Annotated in this window: 16 protein-coding genes; 7 read left to right on the top strand and 9 right to left on the bottom strand. The window is 71.8% G+C overall.

The window, feature by feature from the left end; genetic code table 11:
- Positions 1 to 27 precede the first annotated feature (27 nt).
- The 8 genes from ACH4VO_RS16960 to ACH4VO_RS16995 are packed head-to-tail and all read right to left on the bottom strand — an operon-like array spanning position 28 to position 7706.
- On the bottom strand, positions 28 to 2028 hold the full coding sequence (locus tag ACH4VO_RS16960; RefSeq protein WP_360985114.1) for an NADH-quinone oxidoreductase subunit L: 2001 nt from the start codon (positions 2026 to 2028) through the stop codon (positions 28 to 30).
- Positions 2025 to 2435, bottom strand: a complete 411-nt coding sequence (gene nuoK, locus ACH4VO_RS16965; RefSeq protein ID WP_360985117.1) for an NADH-quinone oxidoreductase subunit NuoK — start codon at positions 2433 to 2435, stop codon at positions 2025 to 2027. Before nuoK ends, ACH4VO_RS16960 begins: the two co-directional genes overlap by 4 nt.
- The gene (locus tag ACH4VO_RS16970) at positions 2435 to 3214 is read right to left on the bottom strand and encodes an NADH-quinone oxidoreductase subunit J (RefSeq protein ID WP_360985120.1); all 780 of its coding nucleotides are present in this window, start codon (positions 3212 to 3214) and stop codon (positions 2435 to 2437) included. Before ACH4VO_RS16970 ends, nuoK begins: the two co-directional genes overlap by 1 nt.
- A complete protein-coding gene (locus ACH4VO_RS16975) occupies positions 3211 to 3759 on the bottom strand; it encodes an NADH-quinone oxidoreductase subunit I (protein ID WP_360985123.1) in 549 nt (182 codons plus the stop codon). The genes ACH4VO_RS16970 and ACH4VO_RS16975 overlap by 4 nt, the downstream gene beginning before the upstream one ends.
- Entirely contained in the window at positions 3759 to 4727 is a 969-nt protein-coding gene (locus ACH4VO_RS16980; protein ID WP_360985126.1) for a complex I subunit 1 family protein, read from the bottom strand. Before ACH4VO_RS16980 ends, ACH4VO_RS16975 begins: the two co-directional genes overlap by 1 nt.
- Positions 4724 to 6691 carry an NADH-quinone oxidoreductase subunit C gene (locus ACH4VO_RS16985; protein WP_360985129.1) on the bottom strand — a complete coding sequence of 656 codons (1968 nt, stop codon included), beginning with the start codon at positions 6689 to 6691 and terminating at the stop codon, positions 4724 to 4726. The genes ACH4VO_RS16980 and ACH4VO_RS16985 overlap by 4 nt, the downstream gene beginning before the upstream one ends.
- Positions 6688 to 7314 (bottom strand): NADH-quinone oxidoreductase subunit B family protein, encoded by a 627-nt coding sequence (locus ACH4VO_RS16990; protein ID WP_360985132.1) that lies wholly within the window; start codon positions 7312 to 7314, stop codon positions 6688 to 6690. The genes ACH4VO_RS16985 and ACH4VO_RS16990 overlap by 4 nt, the downstream gene beginning before the upstream one ends.
- Positions 7305 to 7706, bottom strand: a complete 402-nt coding sequence (locus ACH4VO_RS16995) for an NADH-quinone oxidoreductase subunit A (RefSeq protein WP_360985135.1) — start codon at positions 7704 to 7706, stop codon at positions 7305 to 7307. The genes ACH4VO_RS16990 and ACH4VO_RS16995 overlap by 10 nt, the downstream gene beginning before the upstream one ends.
- 172 nt (positions 7707 to 7878) lie before the next feature.
- Here ACH4VO_RS16995 and ACH4VO_RS17000 point away from each other — a divergent pair, with 172 nt between their 5' ends.
- The 5 genes from ACH4VO_RS17000 to ACH4VO_RS17020 all read left to right on the top strand — a co-directional run bounded on the left by ACH4VO_RS17000 (position 7879) and on the right by ACH4VO_RS17020 (position 15240).
- Positions 7879 to 9147: a sensor domain-containing protein gene (locus ACH4VO_RS17000; protein ID WP_360985138.1), complete on the top strand. Its 1269-nt coding sequence runs from the start codon at positions 7879 to 7881 to the stop codon at positions 9145 to 9147.
- Between the two features lie 304 nt (positions 9148 to 9451).
- Positions 9452 to 10807, top strand: coding sequence for a sensor domain-containing protein (locus tag ACH4VO_RS17005; protein WP_360985141.1), 1356 nt, complete (start codon positions 9452 to 9454; stop codon positions 10805 to 10807).
- A 274-nt stretch (positions 10808 to 11081) separates the two neighbouring features.
- Complete coding sequence (locus ACH4VO_RS17010) at positions 11082 to 11741, top strand: response regulator transcription factor (protein WP_360985879.1); 660 nt, start codon at positions 11082 to 11084, stop codon at positions 11739 to 11741.
- Positions 11742 to 12227: 486 nt separating this feature from the next.
- Positions 12228 to 14183 (top strand): 2-oxoacid:acceptor oxidoreductase subunit alpha, encoded by a 1956-nt coding sequence (locus ACH4VO_RS17015; protein WP_360985144.1) that lies wholly within the window; start codon positions 12228 to 12230, stop codon positions 14181 to 14183.
- Entirely contained in the window at positions 14176 to 15240 is a 1065-nt protein-coding gene (locus ACH4VO_RS17020; protein WP_360985147.1) for a 2-oxoacid:ferredoxin oxidoreductase subunit beta, read from the top strand. The genes ACH4VO_RS17015 and ACH4VO_RS17020 overlap by 8 nt, the downstream gene beginning before the upstream one ends.
- A gap of 66 nt (positions 15241 to 15306) precedes the next feature.
- Here ACH4VO_RS17020 and ACH4VO_RS17025 read toward each other — a convergent pair whose 3' ends face one another.
- Entirely contained in the window at positions 15307 to 15702 is a 396-nt protein-coding gene (locus ACH4VO_RS17025) for a helix-turn-helix domain-containing protein (RefSeq protein ID WP_360985150.1), read from the bottom strand.
- Positions 15703 to 15810: 108 nt separating this feature from the next.
- Between ACH4VO_RS17025 and ACH4VO_RS17030 the strand changes: the two genes are divergently transcribed.
- Positions 15811 to 16683 (top strand): SDR family oxidoreductase, encoded by an 873-nt coding sequence (locus ACH4VO_RS17030; protein ID WP_360985153.1) that lies wholly within the window; start codon positions 15811 to 15813, stop codon positions 16681 to 16683.
- A gap of 155 nt (positions 16684 to 16838) precedes the next feature.
- Complete coding sequence (gene rarD, locus ACH4VO_RS17035) at positions 16839 to 17864, top strand: EamA family transporter RarD (protein ID WP_360985156.1); 1026 nt, start codon at positions 16839 to 16841, stop codon at positions 17862 to 17864.
- Positions 17865 to 17881: the final 17 nt, after the last annotated feature.

Raw genomic sequence — 17881 nt, forward strand, 5'->3', positions numbered from 1 at the left:
CACGGATGCGCTGATATCGATCACGGCTCACGCCCCGGCGTTGACGTTGGCAAGGACGACGGCGGCGATCACCAGGACGAGGGTTCCGGCGAGCAGCGCGCCCAGGTAGGTCTGCACGTTGCCCGTCTGGGCGCGACGGACCGCTGCGCCGAGTCCGCGGGCGAGGGTGCCGGAGCCGCGCACGTAGGTGTCGACGACCTCGCGGTCCAGGAAGCGGACGAGGAGGGCGGCGGCCCGGACGGGGCGTACGAAGAGCGTCGTGTAGAGGGCGTCGAGGTGGAATCCGGTGACCGCGTGGCGGTGCAGGGGGCCGAGCAGGAGGCGGCCGGGGTCCGAGGGGTCGGGGGCGCCCGCGATGGTGCCGTAGGCGGCGGTGTGCGACGCCATCGCCTCGGCTTCGACGAGGGCCGGTTCGGCGTCGGGGTGGGCGGCGACCGCGCCCACCGGGGGGCGGCCGGCGAGCGTGGTGGTGTGGCGCCAGGCTCCGTAGGTCACGAGTCCGCCGACGAGGCCGACGCCGGTGGACAGGACGGCGGTCGTGAGGGTGGGGGTGAGGCTGTGTCCATCGAACCAGCCGGTGAGAGACCCGGCCGTGAGGCCGAAGGCGATCGTGGGGACGGCGAGCACCCACAGGACGGAGGTCATCGCTGCGGGCTGCTTGCCGTGGTCGGGCACCTCGGTGCCGCGTCCGCGGAAGGTGAGGAGCCACAGGCGAGTGGCGTAGGCGGCGGTCAGCAGCGCCGCGGCGAGTCCGGCGACGAGGATCGTCCAGCCGGCCGCCACCGGGGCCACGTCGCGCTCGCCGAGGGCGGTGTGTTCGGCGGCGACCAGGACGGCTTCCTTGGAGAAGAAGCCGGCGAACGGGGGGATGGCGGCGAGCGCGAGCAGGGCGACGGTCATCGTCCAGTAGGCGTCGGGGATGCGCTGGGCGAGGCCGCTCATGCGGGACATGGCCGCGAGTGAGTTGGTCCCTGCCGCGTGGATGACGACACCCGCGGCGAGGAAGAGGACGGCTTTGAACGCACCGTGCGACAGGAGGTGGAAGACGGCGGCTCCGCGGTCGCCGACGGCCAGGGCACCGGACATGTAGCCGAGCTGGCCGATGGTCGAGTAGGCGAGGACACGTTTGATGTCGTCCTGCGCGAGGGCGGCCAGGCCCGAGCCGATCATCGTGACGGCCGCCATCACGGCGAGGACGACGAGCGCCGCCCCGGAGGCGGCGAAGACGGGAAGGAGCCGGGCGACGAAGTAGATGCCGGCGGCGACCATCGTCGCGGCGTGGATGAGCGCGGAGACGGGGGTGGGGCCGGCCATCGCGTCGGGCAGCCAGGTGTGCAGGGGGAACTGCGCGGACTTGCCGGCGACGCCCGCGAGCAGCAGCAGGGCGATGAGGGTGGGGTGGTCGAGTCCGCCGTTGCCGACGGCGGCCAGGATGCCGGTGACGCGGAAGGTGCCGGTGTCCGCGGCCAGGGCGAACAGGCCGATGAGGAAGGGCACATCACCGAGCTTGGTGACGAGGAAGGCCTTGAGGGAGGCGGCGCGGGCCTCGGGCGTCTCCCAGTAGTGGCCGACGAGGAAGTACGAGCAGATGCCCATGACCTCCCAGCCGACCAGGAGCACCATCAGGTCGCCCGAGTAGACGACGAGCAGCATCGCGGAGGTGAAGAGGGAGACGAGGGCCGCGTACGAGGGGTAGCGGGCGTCGTCCTTCAGATAGGCGGTCGAGTAGACCTGGACGCAGGTCGCGACGAGTCCGACGAGAACGGCGACGAGGACGGCGAAGCCGTCGAGGTGCAGGGCGAGGTCAATGGGGACCGAGCCGGTGGGGGTGAGCTGGGTCGCGGCGTCGATGGCACGCCCACCGCCCTGGCGGGCGGCGACGACGGCGGCGATGACGGCCGCGACGAGGGTGGGCAGCACGGCGAGGGGCCGCACGAATCCGGGGACGGTCCTGCCGAGCAGGAGTCCGGCGACGGCGCCCAGGAAGGGGAGGAGGGGGACGAGGACGGCAAGGGTCGTGGTGGTCACGCGGTGGCCTCTGCCTTCTTTGCCTTCCCTGCCGGAGCAGTGGCCTGGTCTGCGGTGCCGTCGGCGGCGTCCTCGTCGTCGGGGAGTGTCTCGGCGTCGTCGGTCTCGGCGGTGTCGCGGAGTCGGTCGATGTCCGAGCTGCCGCGGTTGCGGTGGACGGCCAGGACGATCGCCAGGCCGATGCCGATCTCGGCTGCCGCGATGGCGATCGTGAAGAGGCTGAGGGCCTGCCCGGAGTGGAGTGCGTCGCGGAGCCAGACGTCGAAGGCGACGAGGTTGAGGTTGACCGCGTTGAGCATCAGCTCGACGGACATCAGGACGAGGATCGTGTTGCGGCGGGCGAGCACGCCGTACAGCCCGACGCAGAAGAGGAGGACGGCGAGCACGGCGGGATAGGCGAGGTGCATCAGCTCTTGTCCTCTCGGTCCGTGCGGGAGGCGGCTTCCTCGCCCCCGGCGGGCGTCGCTGCCCGGTCCTCGGCGGGCGCGGCTCCCCCGGCGGGTGCGGCTGCCCCGGCGGGCGTCGCTGCCCGGTCCTCGGCGGGCGCGGCTCCCCCGGCGGTGCGCAGCGTGGCTGCCCGGTCCTCGGCGGGTGCGGCTCCCCCGGCGGTGCGCGGCGTGGCCGCCCGGTCCTTGCCCGGGGCTGCTTCCCGATCCTTGCGGGAGAGGACGATCGCGCCGACGAGGGCGGCGAGCAGGAGGACGGACAGGGCTTCGAAGGGCAGCACCCAGTGCCGGAAGAGGAACTCGCCGGTGGCGTTGGTGGAGCCCTGGGCGGGGCCGTCCAGGTCGATCCATGTCGTACGGAAGGCGTCCACGACGACCCAGACCAGTACGGCGGCCGAGGCCCCGGCCACGCCTACCGCGATCCACCGGTTGTCCGAGTCGGCGTCCGGGGAGCGGCCTATGGGGGCGCGGGTGAGCATGAGCCCGAAGAGAAGGAGGACGACGATGGAGCCGACGTAGATCAGGACCTGTACCCAGGCGATGAACTCGGCCGTGAGCAGAAGGTATTCAACGGCCAGGCCACCGAGCGCGACGACGAGCCACAGGGCGGCGTGCACGAGTTGCCTGGTCGTGACGGTGACGAGGGCCGCGCCGAGGGTGGCGAGGCCGACGAGGACGAAGGCGATCTCCACACCGGTCGGTGACAGGAAGCCGGGAGGGCCGGCGGCTGCGGGGATCACTCCTCTCCCCCCTGTTCGCCGTCCCGGGCCCGGAGCTTGTCGGCCGTCTTGCGGGCGGCGGCGATCTCCTTGGGTTCCTCGGCCGCCGCGTCGAGTGCCGGCGGCTCGGGCACGGTCCACATCCACTCGCGGAGCTTGTCGCGCTCGTGGGTGAGCTCGTGGATGTCCGTCTCCGCGTACTCGAACTCCGGTGACCAGAACAGTGCGTCGAAAGGACATACCTCGATGCAGATACCGCAGTACATGCAGAGGGCGAAGTCGATCGCGAAGCGGTCCAGGACGTTGCGGCTGCGCTCACGGCCGCCGGGGGCGGCGGCGGGCACCGTCTCCTTGTGGGAGTCGATGTAGATGCACCAGTCGGGGCACTCACGGGCGCAGAGCATGCACACCGTGCAGTTCTCCTCGAACAGACCGATGACACCGCGGCTGCGGGGCGGCAGTTCGGGCTGGACGTCCGGGTACTGGGCGGTGACCGTGCGCTTCGTCATGGTGCGCAGGGTGACGGCGAGGCCCTTGGCCAGGCCTGAGCCGGGGATCGGGGGCACTAGTCGATCGCCACCTTCACGATGCCGGTGAGCGCGATCTGCGCGAGGGCGAGAGGGATGAGGGTGGTCCAGGCGAGCTTCTGCAACTGGTCCTCGCGCAGCCGGGGATAGGTGACACGGAGCCAGATGACGACGAACGCGAGTACAGCGGTCTTGAGCAGGGTCCAGACCCAGCCGAGTCCGTCGGCGCCGAACGGGCCGTGCCACCCGCCGAGGAACAGGACGGTGGTCAGCCCGCACAGGACGACGATGCCGGCGTACTCGGCGAGGAGGAACAGGGCGAAGCGGAGGCCCGTGTACTCGGTGTACGCGCCGAAGATGATCTCCGAGTCGGCGACCGGCATGTCGAAGGGGGGACGCTGGAGTTCGGCGAGCCCGGCCACGAAGAAGACCAGGGCACCGACGATCTGCCACGGCAGCCACCACCACTGGAAGGCGTTCAGGATGCCGGGGAGCGAGACGGTGCCCGCCGCCATGGCCACCGAGGCGGCGGCCAGCAGCATCGGCAGTTCGTAGGCGAGCAGCTGGGCGGCGGTGCGGAGGCCGCCGAGGAGGGAGAACTTGTTCGCGGAGGCCCAGCCCGCCATCAGCGAACCGAGAACGCCGACCCCCATGACGGCGAGCACGAAGAAGATGCCCGCGTCGACCACCTGGCCGACCGCGCCCTCGCTCGGGCCGACCGGAATCGCGACGAGTACGAGGAGGTACGGGAGGAGGGCGACGGCGGGGGCCAGCTGGAAGACGCGGCGGTCCGCGTCGGCGGGCACGATGTCTTCCTTCTGCGCGAACTTCACCCCGTCGGCGACGAGCTGCGCCCACCCGTGGAAGCCGCCCGCATACATGGGGCCGAGCCGGCCCTGCATGTGGGCCATCACCTTGTGCTCGGCCTGCCCGACGACCAGCGGGAGGACCATGAACACGGCGAACACGATGACGAGCCGGATGGCGACGTCGAGTACGTCGTTCACGCGGTATCGCCTCCGGCGGGACGGTCGGACGGGGGTGCGGGGCGGGAGCCGGGACGGCCGGGCTTGCTGGGCTCGGCGGGACCGGCGGGCCCCGAGCCGGTCGCACCGGGGCCGGGACCGTCCGGCGCCTGGTCGGCGGGGCCGTCGGCGGACCGGTCCGCAGGTCGCGCCGGGGGCTGCGGGGCCTGCCCGGTCGGCTCGTCCCGGTCGGTCTCCTCAGGCCGGTCGGCTCGTGCGGGCTTCCCGGTCGGCTCGGCCTCGGACTGCTCGGTTTCTCCGGGTCGGCCGAACGCTTCAGGTTGCTCGGCCTCGGACCGCCCGGGCCGCTCGGTATCGGGCTGTGCCGGCTGGTCGGTATCGGGCTGTGCCGGCCGCTCGGCATCGGACTGTCCCGGCCGCTCGGCATCGGGCTGTTCCGGCCGCTCGGTATCGGACTGTGCCGGCTGGTCGGCCAGTTCGCGCGGCTCGGCTGCCCGCCCCGGCTGGTCGGCCTGCTCAGACGCCTCGGCCCGCCCGGACGGTCCGGACCGCTCGGCCTCGGACCGCTCCGGCTGCTCGGCCCGTTCGGGCCTCGCCTCGGACCGCCCGGCCCTCTCGCTGTCGCCGTTGCCGTCACCGGCAGGACCACCCGCGGCGCCACCTTCGGCACCACGGTCGGCACCGCCGTCGGCACCGCCGTCGGCACCGCTCTCCGGGGTGTCGCCGAACGCCGGCTGGGCGTGGTGCCAGGGCGCGTCCGTGCTCCGGGTGGATCGCGGCTCGCGCCGACTCGCGGGTGGGGCGCCGGTGGTCCCGGGACCTGCCGGGGCATCGGCGGTGGGCGGCTCCGTCGCCGGGGCGCCGGAAGCCGGCGCGGGCGCGGACCCGGTTGCCGCCGCCGGGTCCTCGGCCGGAGACGTCCTGGGCACGTGGGTTCCCTCGGACTCCGGAGTCCCCTCGGCCGCAGCGGCCTCCCCGGATACCGAGGCCCTTCCGAAGGCCGAAGTCGCCTCGGTCGCCGAAGTCGCCTCGGTCGCCGGGGTCGCCTCGGCCTCGGCAGCCTCACCGGGCGCCGGGGCCGCCCCGGACGCCGGTGGCGTCGCAGACGCGGCGGCCGTCCGGCCGGCCGAGCCCTGGGAAGCGCTGCGGGTACGGCGCGGCGTCGGCGCCGCCTCCGGTGCCGGGGCCGCCTCCGATGCCGGTGCCACCCCGGGCGTCGGCGCCGCCTCCGGTGCCGGTGCCACCCCCGATGCCGGTGCCGCCTCGGGCGCCGGGGCCTCCGCGGCCCGCTGGGCCGCCGAGCCCTCGGCCGCGCTGCGGGCCCGGCGCACGGGGCGGTCGCCCGCCGCACGCGCCCCCCTGGCCGGGCGTGCCGGGGCGGGCGGGAGCTGGCCCTTGAGCGGGCCCCATTCGTTCGGGTCCGGCACCCCGGGCGGAAGCATCGTGCGCCGCTTGGGCCCCCCGTGCTCCGACTCGCCCGGCTCCTTCGCCCCTGGCCAGGCCTTGACGACCCGGGCCGCGAGGACGAAGTCCTTCCGCAGCGGGTGCCCTTCGAAGCCCTCGGGCAGCAACAGGGGCGCCAGGTGCGGGTGGTCCTCGAATTCGATGCCGAACATCTCGTACGTCTCCCGCTCGTGCCAGGCCGCGCCCGCGTACACGCCGACGGCGCTGGGCAGTGCGGGGGACTCGTGCGGGACCGTCGTGCGGACCAGCAGACGCCGGACCGTGCCGTCACCCAGGGCCGCGACATGGGCGCAGACGCGGAAGCCGGTGCCCGGTTCGTCGACGGCGCTCAGCCAGTCGAAGTAACTGCAGCCCAGGGTGTCGCGGGCCGTTTCGAGAGCGGTGATCCAGGAGGCGGCGGGCACGTCGACGGTCAGCAGGTCGTACGCGTACGAGGCCGTGGCGTCCGCGCCGAAGACGTCGGTGACGGCGTCGGGCAGCCGGGCGTACGTGGCGGCGGCGCTCAGGTCGGCGGCGCTCACGTCGGCTCCTCCCCCGGCGCCTTCGGGCCGGCGACGAGACCGCTGCGCAGGGCCGTGGCCGACGGCCGGGCCGCCCCGTGCTGCGCGTACCGCTCGGCGAGCGACTCGCGGGCGATCTTCTCCTGAAGCGTGAGGATGCCCTGGAGGAGCGCCTCGGGCCGGGGCGGGCAGCCGGGTACGTACACGTCGACGGGGATGATCTGGTCGACGCCCTTCGTCACGGAGTACGAATCCCAGTAGGGCCCGCCGCAGTTGGAGCAGGCGCCGAAGGAGATGACGTACTTCGGTTCGGGCATCTGCTCGTACAGGCGCTTCACGGCCGGCGCCATCTTGTCGGTCACCGTGCCCGACACGATCATGAGGTCGGCCTGCCGGGGGCCGGGCGCGAAGGGGATCACACCGAGCCGGATGAAGTCGTGCCGCGCCATGGAGGCGGCGATGAACTCGATGGCACAGCAGGCGAGTCCGAAGTTGAAGACCCAGAGGCTGTAGCGGCGGCCCCAGTTGAGGACCACCTTCATCGGCTCGGGTGCGAGCCGGGACAGCACACCGAGCTTCTTCGGCTCCGGGAGCAGCGTCGGATCGGGCAGCGGTTCGGGATGCGGCCGGCTCGTCACGCCCATTCGAGGACGCCCTTCTTCCATGCGTAGAGCAGTCCCACGGCCAGGAAGCCGAGGAAGACGAACATCTCCACCAGCGTCGTCGCGCCGTATCCCGGGGCCGCGAACACCGTCGCCCACGGGAACAGGAAGATCGAGTCGACGGCGAAGATCACGTACAGGAAGGCGTAGACGTAGTAGCGCACCTGGGTGTGGGCCCAGCCCTCCCCCACGGGGTCCACGCCGCATTCGTAGGTGAGGAGTTTCTCCGGCGTCGGGACCACGGGCCTCAGCAGCCGGCCGGCCCCGAAGGCGACGGCGACGAACAGCACGCCGACGAGGGCGATTAGTCCGACCACCGAGTAGCTGTGGAAGTATTCCGACGCGAGAACGGTCGGTCCCGGCACGTCCGCCACGTCCGTCCCTCGCTCCCTCAACCTGTCCGACGGTCTGTACGTACGCACGGGAGTCTAGGCCCTGCCGAAGAAGGGCTGAGCAGCCGCGTCGTGCGGGAGGTGGGGTTATCCCTACTTCCCCTCACCCACGAACCCCATGGCGTGCGCGTCTTCCGCCCGGCAGGCTGGTCGAATGACCCTGAGCCCCCCACCGCCGGACCACGACCCGTCGGACACCGCCGCCGCCCCTGCCCGCACACCGTCGGAACGCGCCCTGCCGGGGAGCGCGCGCCTCGACGACTCCGGGCCACCGCCCGTGCGCTTCGCCTTCGACCGGTGCACCTGGAAGGAGATCGCCCACCTCCTGGCCAATCTCCCGGCGGCGATCGCCGGGTTCGTGTACACGGTGTTCCTGGTCGGTGTGGGCGTCGGGCTGTCGGTCACCGTGGTCGGACTGCCCCTGCTCGCGCTCGGCCTGCGGGGCGCCCGCGGACTCGGGCGGGGGGAACGGGCCCGGGCGCGGGCGATGCTCGGGGTGCGGGTCGATGAGCCGAGCGCGCCGGCGCGCGGCCAGCGGGACCGGGGCTTCTTCCCCTGGCTGTGGTCGGGGCTGAAGGACCCGGTGGCCTGGCGGGCGTTGCTGTACTCGTTCATTCGCCTGCCCTGGGGTGTGGCCACGTTCGCCGTGACGCTGGTGGGTCTGTTCGTGCTCTGGCCCGTGCTGCCGTACATCGCACGGGGGCTGACCAACGCCGACCGGGCGATGGTCCGCGGCATGCTGTCGCCCTCGGACGAGTTGGAGCGCAGGATCGCCGAGCTGGAGTCGGACCGGGGGGTGGTCGTGGACACCGCCGCGGCCGACCTGCGCCGCATCGAACGCGACCTCCACGACGGCGCCCAGGCCCGCCTCGTCGCCCTCGCCATGGGCCTCGGGCTGGCGAAGGAGAAACTCACCGACGACCCCGAAGCCGCCGCCCGCATGGTCGACGAAGCCCACGGAGAAGTGAAGGTCGCCCTCCAGGAACTCCGCGACCTCGCCCGCGGCATCCACCCCGCCGTCCTCACCGACCGGGGCCTGGACGCCGCCCTCTCCGCCATCGCCTCCCGCTGCACCGTCCCCGTCGACGTCTCCGTGGACCTGGAGTCACGGCCCGCCCAAGCCATCGAGGGCATCGCGTACTTCACCGTGTCCGAGCTCCTCCAGAACGTCAGCAAGCACGCGCGGGCCACCCACGCCTCCGTCGACGTGTGGCGGGTCGCGGACCGGCTGCTGATCGAGGTGCGGGACGACGGTGTGGGCGGTGCGCGGCTGGACGGCGGTACGGGCATGGCGGGGCTGGCGGAGCGGCTCGGGGCCGTCGACGGGGTCTTCACCGTCGACAGCCCGGCCGGCGGACCCACCACGGTGACGGCGGAGCTGCCCTGGCGTGACCGCGCGGCAGTCACGGTCACGGGCGTTTGACCCCACCGCGCCCCGTCGGCCCGCGGCGGACGCGCGGCGGCGGTCGTCACGGCACCTGACCGCGCGGACTCCCGGTCCCACCACCCACCGGCCGGGGTCCCGCAGCCGGTGGGTGGTGGGTCAGCGGTCTCCGGGACCGGAAGGTGGGGAAAACCCCCGGCCCGATACGGAGACCGTCCTCATGGTGCGAAGCCCCGGGGCGCAGCAGTCTTGGGATATCAGTCGAAGTACCGGGCCGGCGGGAGCACCCCGCCCGGAAGACCCGCGGGAGTTCCCGCCCAGGAGAAACGGACGGACGCCACTGATGGCCACGGCATACGGACCGGACACGCGGGGCCGCCAGGGCCCCGCGGCCGGACCGGGGCACCAGCCCCCGGCACAGCACTTCCTCCCGGCCGTGGTGCGTGCGCCCTTCGAGGCGCGTACCTGGCGTGAGCTGGCCTATCTGCTCCTGAGCCTGCCGATCAGCGTGGTGCTGTTCAGCTTCGCGGTCGCCATGGTGTCGCTGGGCCTGGGCATGCTGATCACCTTCCTCGGCATTCCGGTCCTCGCCGCCGGACTGGTCATGTGCCGCGGCTTCGGCGTGATGGAGCGGGGCCGTGCGCGCGGGCTGCTGAAGCTCGAGGTCGCGGACCCGGCCCCGGTGCGCGGCAGGAAGGGCGGCCTGATGTCGTGGGTCGGTGCGGTCCTGAAGAGCGGGGTGTCCTGGCGCCATCTGCTCTACGCGCTCCTGCACATGCCGTGGGCGGTCTTCGCGTTCAGCGTCTCGCTGACGTTCTGGGCGTACGGGTGGGCCGCGTTCACCTACCCGCTCTGGCAGTGGGTCTTCCCGGCGTACGTGGGAGTGGGCGGCCTCCAGCTGTACGGCGACAGCACCCACCAGGTCTACCTGGACTCGTCCCTGGACCTGATGCTGACCAGTGCCCTCGGTCTGGTGATCGTCGTGGTGACCCCGTGGATCATCCGCGGTCTCGCGTCCGTGGACCGGCTGATGGTGCTCGGTCTGCTCGGCCCGTCCCGCCTGGCCACCCGGGTATCGGAACTGGAGTCGGACCGGGGGGTGGTCGTGGACACCGCCGCGGCCGACCTGCGCCGCATCGAACGCGACCTCCACGACGGCGCCCAGGCCCGCCTCGTCGCCCTCGCCATGGGCCTCGGGCTGGCGAAGGAGAAACTCACCGACGACCCCGAAGCCGCCGCCCGCATGGTCGACGAAGCCCACGGAGAAGTGAAGGTCGCCCTCCAGGAACTCCGCGACCTCGCCCGCGGCATCCACCCCGCCGTCCTCACCGACCGGGGCCTGGACGCCGCCCTCTCCGCCATCGCCTCCCGCTGCACCGTCCCCGTCGACGTCTCCGTGGACCTGGAGTCACGGCCCGCCCAAGCCATCGAGGGCATCGCGTACTTCACCGTGTCCGAGCTCCTCCAGAACGTCAGCAAGCACGCGCGGGCCACCCACGCCTCCGTCGACGTGTGGCGGGTCGCGGACCGGCTGATGCTGCAGGTGGCCGACGACGGGCGCGGCGGGGCCGACGTGCCGTCGGGCAGTGGTCTGGCCGGCCTGACGGAGCGGCTGGACGCGGTGGACGGTGTCCTGGTCGTCGACTCCCCCGCCGGCGGACCCACCACGGTCACCGCGGAGCTGCCCTGGCGTGGCTGAGGCAGGCGCCTCCGGGCGCGGACAGCACACGCGCAGCGCCCCGGCCCCGCCCCCTGGCGGCCGGGGCGCTGCAGCGCGGCGGGCGGGCAACCGCTCGTACTCGCCGGGGGCCGGGCAGGAGCCGGCCCCCAAAAGAGCCCGGCAGGCGCGGGGAACCCACCGGGCGGGCCCGCCCGGGCGCTGGAGCTGGAATGCTGGGGGCCGTAGGGGCGCCGCACCGGGCGGCGTGCGGAGCAGGACCGACAGTGGGGGACACAACGTCGTGGAGGACAGGGTGCGGGTCGTCATCGCCGAGGATTCGGTACTGCTCCGGGAGGGACTCACCCGGCTGCTGACCGATCTGGGGCACGACGTCGTCGCGGGGGTGGGGGATGCCGAGGCCCTGATCAGGACGGTGAACGATCTCGCCGCGCTGGACGCGCTGCCGGACGTCGTGGTGGCCGATGTGCGGATGCCGCCCACCCACACCGACGAGGGCGTGCGGGCGGCGGTGCGGCTGCGCAAGGAGTACCCCGGCATCGGGGTACTGGTGCTCTCGCAGTACGTCGAGGAGGAGTACGCCACCGAGTTGCTGGCGGGCAGCAGCCGGGGCGTGGGTTACCTGCTCAAGGACCGGGTCGCCGACGTGAGGGAGTTCGTCGACGCCGTGGTGCGGGTGGCGCGGGGCGGGACCGCCCTCGACCCGGAGGTGGTGGCGCAGTTGCTGGGCCGGAGCCGCAAGCAGGACGTGCTGGCCGGGCTCACGCCGCGCGAGCGGGAGGTCCTGGGCCTGATGGCGGAGGGGCGGACGAATTCGGCGGTCGCCCGGCAACTGGTGGTCAGCGACGGGGCCGTGGAGAAGCACGTCAGCAACATCTTCCAGAAGCTCGGCCTCTCGCCCAGCGACGGGGACCACCGCCGCGTTCTGGCGGTCCTCACGTATCTCAACTCCTGAGGGCGCGGCGCCCGCGGGCGCCACATGCCCACAGCCGACACGAGCACGTACACGCACACCCGCATACCCGCATACCCCGCACCTCTCAGTGCCCTGTCCGCGGACCGCATTCCGGAACCACGCTCCGGGACTGCGCTCCGCGGAAAGCACGATCGAGAACCTCGGCGGGGCCACGAGCGGACGCGATCCGTAATCGGGGGAAGAAGATCCTTGACCAGATCCGGAACCCGATCCGGAACCCGATCCGGGAGCCGAGCCCGAAGCCGTCCCTCTCCTTGGTCCTACGTCGAAAGGCTGAGCCCGCAAGCCCCGGAGCGTCATCCGGCAGGTTGCTGAATGGGACGTAGTCGGATGAATTCCTGTTTCGACGTCGCGTCCACCATATGATCGGTCCAGGGAAGGCGACCCTTACAGAAGTAGGGTGGGGCCTGGACCGCCGGCGGGTCGGCCGGTCCTGTGCCGCCGCATCCAGGGAGGTCCAGTTCAGTGACCAGCCAGGTCAGTAGCCCAGCCGGAAAGACCGACGACGCCGGCGAGGCCGTCGTCGGGGAGCACAGCGCCCCCTTTGCCGATGGAACGCGCGCCACTGAGAAGGAAATCCGCCGTCTGGACCGGGTGATCATCCGTTTCGCGGGTGACTCGGGCGATGGTATGCAGTTGACGGGCGACCGGTTCACCTCGGAGACTGCGTCGTTCGGCAACGACCTGTCGACGCTGCCGAACTTCCCGGCCGAGATCCGGGCTCCTGCCGGGACTCTGCCTGGCGTGTCGTCGTTCCAGCTGCATTTCGCCGACCACGACATCCTCACGCCGGGCGACGCACCGAATGTGCTGGTCGCGATGAATCCGGCGGCATTGAAGGCGAATATCGCCGATGTGCCGCGCGGCGCCGACATCATCGTGAACACGGATGAATTCACCAAGCGCCCCATGGCCAAGGTGGGTTATGCGGTCTCACCCCTGGAGGACGGATCGCTCGAGGCGTACAACGTGCATCCGGTGCCGTTGACGACCCTGACGATCGAGGCGCTGAAGAAGTTCGGGCTTTCCCGTAAGGAAGCCGAGCGGTCGAAGAACATGTTCGCGCTCGGGCTGCTGTCCTGGATGTACAACCGTCCGACGGAGGGTACGGAGAAGTTCCTCCGGTCGAAGTTCGCGAAGAAGCCGGCGATCGCCGAGGCGAACGTGGCGGCTTTTCGGGCCGGCTGGAATTTCGGGGAGACCACCGAGGATTTCGCGGTCTCCTACGAGGTCGCTCCGGCGTCACAGGCCTTTCCCACGGGCACGTACCGCAATATCTCCGGGAACCTGGCCCTGTCGTACGGGCTGATCGCGGCGAGCCGTCAGGCGGATCTGCCGCTGTATCTGGGCTCGTATCCGATCACGCCCGCCTCGGACATCCTGCACGAGCTCAGCAGGCACAAGAACTTCGGTGTGCGCACCTTCCAGGCCGAGGACGAGATCGCCGGGATCGGCGCGGCGCTCGGTGCGGCGTTCGGCGGATCCCTCGCGGTGACGACGACCTCCGGGCCCGGGGTGGCGCTGAAGTCGGAGACGATCGGCCTGGCGGTGTCGCTGGAGCTGCCCCTGCTGATCATCGACATCCAGCGGGGCGGCCCCTCGACCGGACTGCCGACGAAGACGGAGCAGGCCGACCTGCTGCAGGCCATGTACGGGCGTAACGGCGAGGCCCCGGTCCCTGTCGTCGCGCCCCGGACCCCGGCGGACTGCTTCGACGCGGCCCTGGACGCCGCGCGGATCGCCCTGACCTACCGCACCCCGGTCTTCCTGCTCTCCGACGGATACCTCGCCAACGGCTCGGAACCGTGGCGGATCCCGGAGATCGACACGCTGCCCGACCTGCGGGTGCAGTTCGCGACCGGTCCGAACCACGAACTCGCCGACGGTACGGAGGTGTTCTGGCCCTACAAGCGGGAACCCAGGACGCTGGCCCGTCCGTGGGCGGTACCGGGGACCCCGGGCCTGGAGCACCGGATCGGCGGGATCGAGAAGCAGGACGGCACGGGGAACATCTCCTACGACCCGGCCAACCACGACTTCATGGTCCGCACCCGCCAGGCCAAGATCGACGGGATCGAGGTCCCCGACCTGGAGGTCGACGACCCGGCCGGCGCGACCACCCTCGCCCTGGGCTGGGGTTCGACGTACGGTCCGATCACCGCGGCGGTCCGCCGGCTGCGTGCGGCGGGCGAGACGGTGGCCCAGGCACATCTGCGCCACCTCAACCCGTTCCCGAAGAACCTCGGGGAGGTGCTGAAACGGTACGACAAGGTCGTCGTGCCGGAGATGAACCTCGGTCAGCTCGCCACCCTCCTGAGGGCGAAGTACCTCGTCGACGTGCAGAGTTGCAACCAGGTCAACGGAATGCCCTTCAAGGCCGAGCAGCTCGCCACCGCGCTCAAGGAGGCCATCGATGCCTGACGTCACCACCAACGAACTCCTCCACCTGGTGCCCAAGGCCGAGGGCACGCAGTCGATGAAGGACTTCAAGTCCGACCAGGAGGTGCGCTGGTGCCCGGGGTGCGGTGACTACGCGGTGCTCGCCGCCGTGCAGGGGTTCATGCCGGAGCTCGGCCTGGCCAGGGAGAACATCACGTTCGTCTCCGGCATCGGCTGCTCCTCGCGCTTCCCGTACTACATGAACACCTACGGGATGCACTCGATCCACGGCCGCGCGCCCTCCATCGCCACCGGGCTCGCCACCTCACGCCGCGACCTGAGCGTGTGGGTCGTCACGGGCGACGGCGACGCGCTGTCCATCGGCGGGAACCACCTCATCCACGCCCTGCGCCGCAACGTCAACCTCAAGATCCTGCTCTTCAACAACAGGATCTACGGCCTCACCAAGGGCCAGTACAGCCCCACGTCCGAGGTCGGCAAGATCACCAAGTCGACGCCCATGGGGTCTCTCGACGCCCCCTTCAACCCGGTGTCCCTGGCGATCGGCGCCGAGGCCTCCTTCGTCGCCCGCACCGTCGACTCGGACCGCAAGCACCTCACGAGCGTGCTCCGCGCCGCCGCGGCCCACCCCGGCACGGCGCTGGTGGAGATCTACCAGAACTGCAACATCTTCAACGACGGCGCCTTCGAGGTCCTCAAGGACAAGGAGCGTGCCGAAGAGGCCGTCATCCGCCTGGAGCACGGCAAGCCGATCCTCTTCGGGGCCGACGGCGGCAAGGGTGTCGTGCGGGACGCGCTGACCGGCGACCTGGAGGTCGTCAATGTCACCGAGGACAACCGGTCGAGCGTCCTCGTCCACGACGCCCACAACCCGAGCCCCACCACCGCCTTCGCGCTCTCCCGCCTCGCCGACCCCGACACGCTGCACCACACCCCCATCGGGGTGTTGCGCAGCGTGGAGCGCCCCGTCTACGACACCCTCATGTCCGACCAGCTCGACACCGCGATCGAGCAGCACGGCAAGGGCGACCTGAGCGCCCTTCTGGCGGGCAACGACACCTGGACGGTCGTCGGCTGACCCTCCGTCACCCCCGCGAACACGTACGACGAGGCCCGGAGCCGGCCCGCCGGTCCCGCCGGCCGGTCAGCTCCGGGCCTCGTCGTACGCCCCGCGCGCCGTCTCCACCGCGTCCAGCCGCCGCTCCACCCAGCGGGCCAGCCCCCAGACCTGTTCCGCGGCCTCCCTGCCGAGCGGCGTCAGCGAGTAGTCCACGCGCGGCGGGATCACGGGCTTGGCGTCGCGGTGGACGAAGCCGTCCCGCTCCAGCGTCTGCAGGGTCTGGGCGAGCATCTTCTCGCTGACGCCCCCCACGGTGCGCCGCAGCTCACCGAAGCGGTACGAACGCTCCAGCAGCGCGGCGAGCACGAGTACCCCCCAGCGGCTGGTGACGTGCTCCAGCACCAGCCGGGAGGGGCACATCGGCTGGTTGACGTTCGGGAGCCTGTCCGCCGTGTCACCGCTCATCACGCGCACACTCATACCAGTACCTTACTTCAAGGTGGGTACTTTCATTTGGTTAGTGCAGCCCCTACGGTGAGTACACAGAGTCCGCACGGATCAACGCACCCGCACCCCAGGAGCAGAACCATGAGCATCGTTGTCACCGGAGCCACCGGCGAGCTCGGCCGCCACGTCGTCGAGCAGCTGCTCGTCACGGTCCCGGCCGAGGGGATCGCCGCCGTCGTCCGCAGCAAGGAGAAGGCCGCCCCCCTCGCGGACCGCGGCGTCGAGATCCGCGTGGCGGACTACGACCGGCCGGAATCGTTGGCCGGGGCGTTCCGCTCCGGTGACCGCGTGCTGCTGGTCTCCGGCAGCGAGGTCGGCAAGCGGGTACCGCAGCACACCGCGGTGATCGAGGCCGCCAAGGCCGCGGGTGTCGCGCAGCTGGCGTACACCGGCGTGCTGGGCGGGCCGGAGGCCGACTTCCGGCTGGCCGAGGAGCACAAGGCCACGGAGCAGCTGATCCTCGATTCCGGGCTGCCGTACACCTTCCTGCGCAACGGCTGGTACACCGAGAACTACACGGCGAATCTCGCCCCGGTCCTGGAACACGGCACCGTCGTCGCCAACGCCGGTGACGGCCGGGTCGCCTCCGCCACCCGGGCGGACTACGCAGCCGCCGCTGCCGCGGTACTGACGAGTGAGGGCCACCTCGGCGCGGTCTACGAGCTGAGCGGGGACGTCGCCTGGTCCCTGGCGGAGTACGCGGACGCGGTGGCGGCGGCGGCCGGCAGGGAGATCACGTACTCCGACGTGCCCGCGGCCGTCCACCAGGAGATCCTCGTCGGGGCGGGGGTGCCCGAGGGCTTCGCGGCGATCCTCGTGGACGTCGACGAGGCGATCCGGCGCGGGCTGCTCGCCGGGACGACCGGCGACCTGGCCCGCCTGATCGGCCGCCCGACGACGCCCATGGCCGAGACGGTGGCCGCCGCGGTGTCCGCCGCCGCGCCCGCCGCGTGAAACGACGGCCCGCGAGGGCCCGGGAGAGCCCCGGGAGGTACCCCACGGCCGGCTCGTCACGACCGTTACCGTGAGACGGGTATGACACGGGGCCCTTCCGGCGCTACCGTCGTGCGGTCGGCCGATCGCCGGCGCCGGGAGTGCCAGGAGGGCCCGTGAAGGGGAAGAACGAACAGCGGGCAGGTCTGCTGTACGGAGTCGGCGCGTACGGGATGTGGGGCCTCGTGCCCCTCTTCTGGCCGCTGCTGGAGCCGTCCGGGGCGGTGGAGATCCTCGCCCACCGGATGGTCTGGTCGCTGGGTGTGGTCGGGATCGCCCTGCTGGTCCTGCGCCGCTGGGCCTGGATGGGCGAACTGCTCCGGCAGCCGCGGAAGCTCGGCCTGATAGCGACCGCCGCCGCCGTCATATCGGTCAACTGGGGCCTGTACATCTGGTCCGTCAACAACGGCCATGTCGTCGAGGCGTCACTGGGCTACTTCATCAACCCCCTCGTGACGATCGCGATGGGAGTCCTGCTGCTCGGCGAGCGGCTGCGGCCTGTCCAGTGGACTGCGGTCGCCACCGGACTGGCCGCGGTGCTCGTCCTGGCGATCGGGTACGGGCAGCCGCCGTGGATCTCGCTGACGCTGGCGTTCTCCTTCGCGACGTACGGCCTGGTGAAGAAGAAGGTCAACATGGGCGGCCTGGAATCCCTGGCCGCCGAGACCGCCGTCCTGTTCGTCCCCGCGCTCGGGTTCCTGCTGTGGCTCGGCGCCCGCGGCGACGCGACGTTCCTGCACGGTGGCGCGGGCCACGGCGCCCTGCTCGCCGCCACGGGCCTGGTCACCGCGATCCCGCTCGTCGCCTTCGGCGCGGCGGCGATCCGGGTCCCGCTGTCCGTGCTGGGGCTGCTGCAGTACCTCGCGCCGGTCTTCCAGTTCGCCCTCGGCGTCCTGTACTTCCGCGAGGCGATGCCCCCCGAGCGGTGGGCCGGGTTCGCCCTGGTCTGGGTGGCGCTGATGCTGCTGACCTGGGACGCGCTCCGTACGGGCCGGCGCACGCGCGCGGAGGCCCTGCGCCTGGCCGTGCGGGCGGCGGCCTCGGCGCCGACGGGCACCGCGGCCGCCACGGACCCCACTCCCCCGCCGGCACCGGCCCCGGATCCGGATCCGGCCACCCCTGGGCAGTCACGCACCTCTTAGCAACTCGGTTGCTTTAT

The sequence above is a fragment of the Streptomyces sp. NPDC020780 genome (assembly GCF_044334475.1).
Taxonomy (GTDB): domain Bacteria; phylum Actinomycetota; class Actinomycetes; order Streptomycetales; family Streptomycetaceae; genus Streptomyces.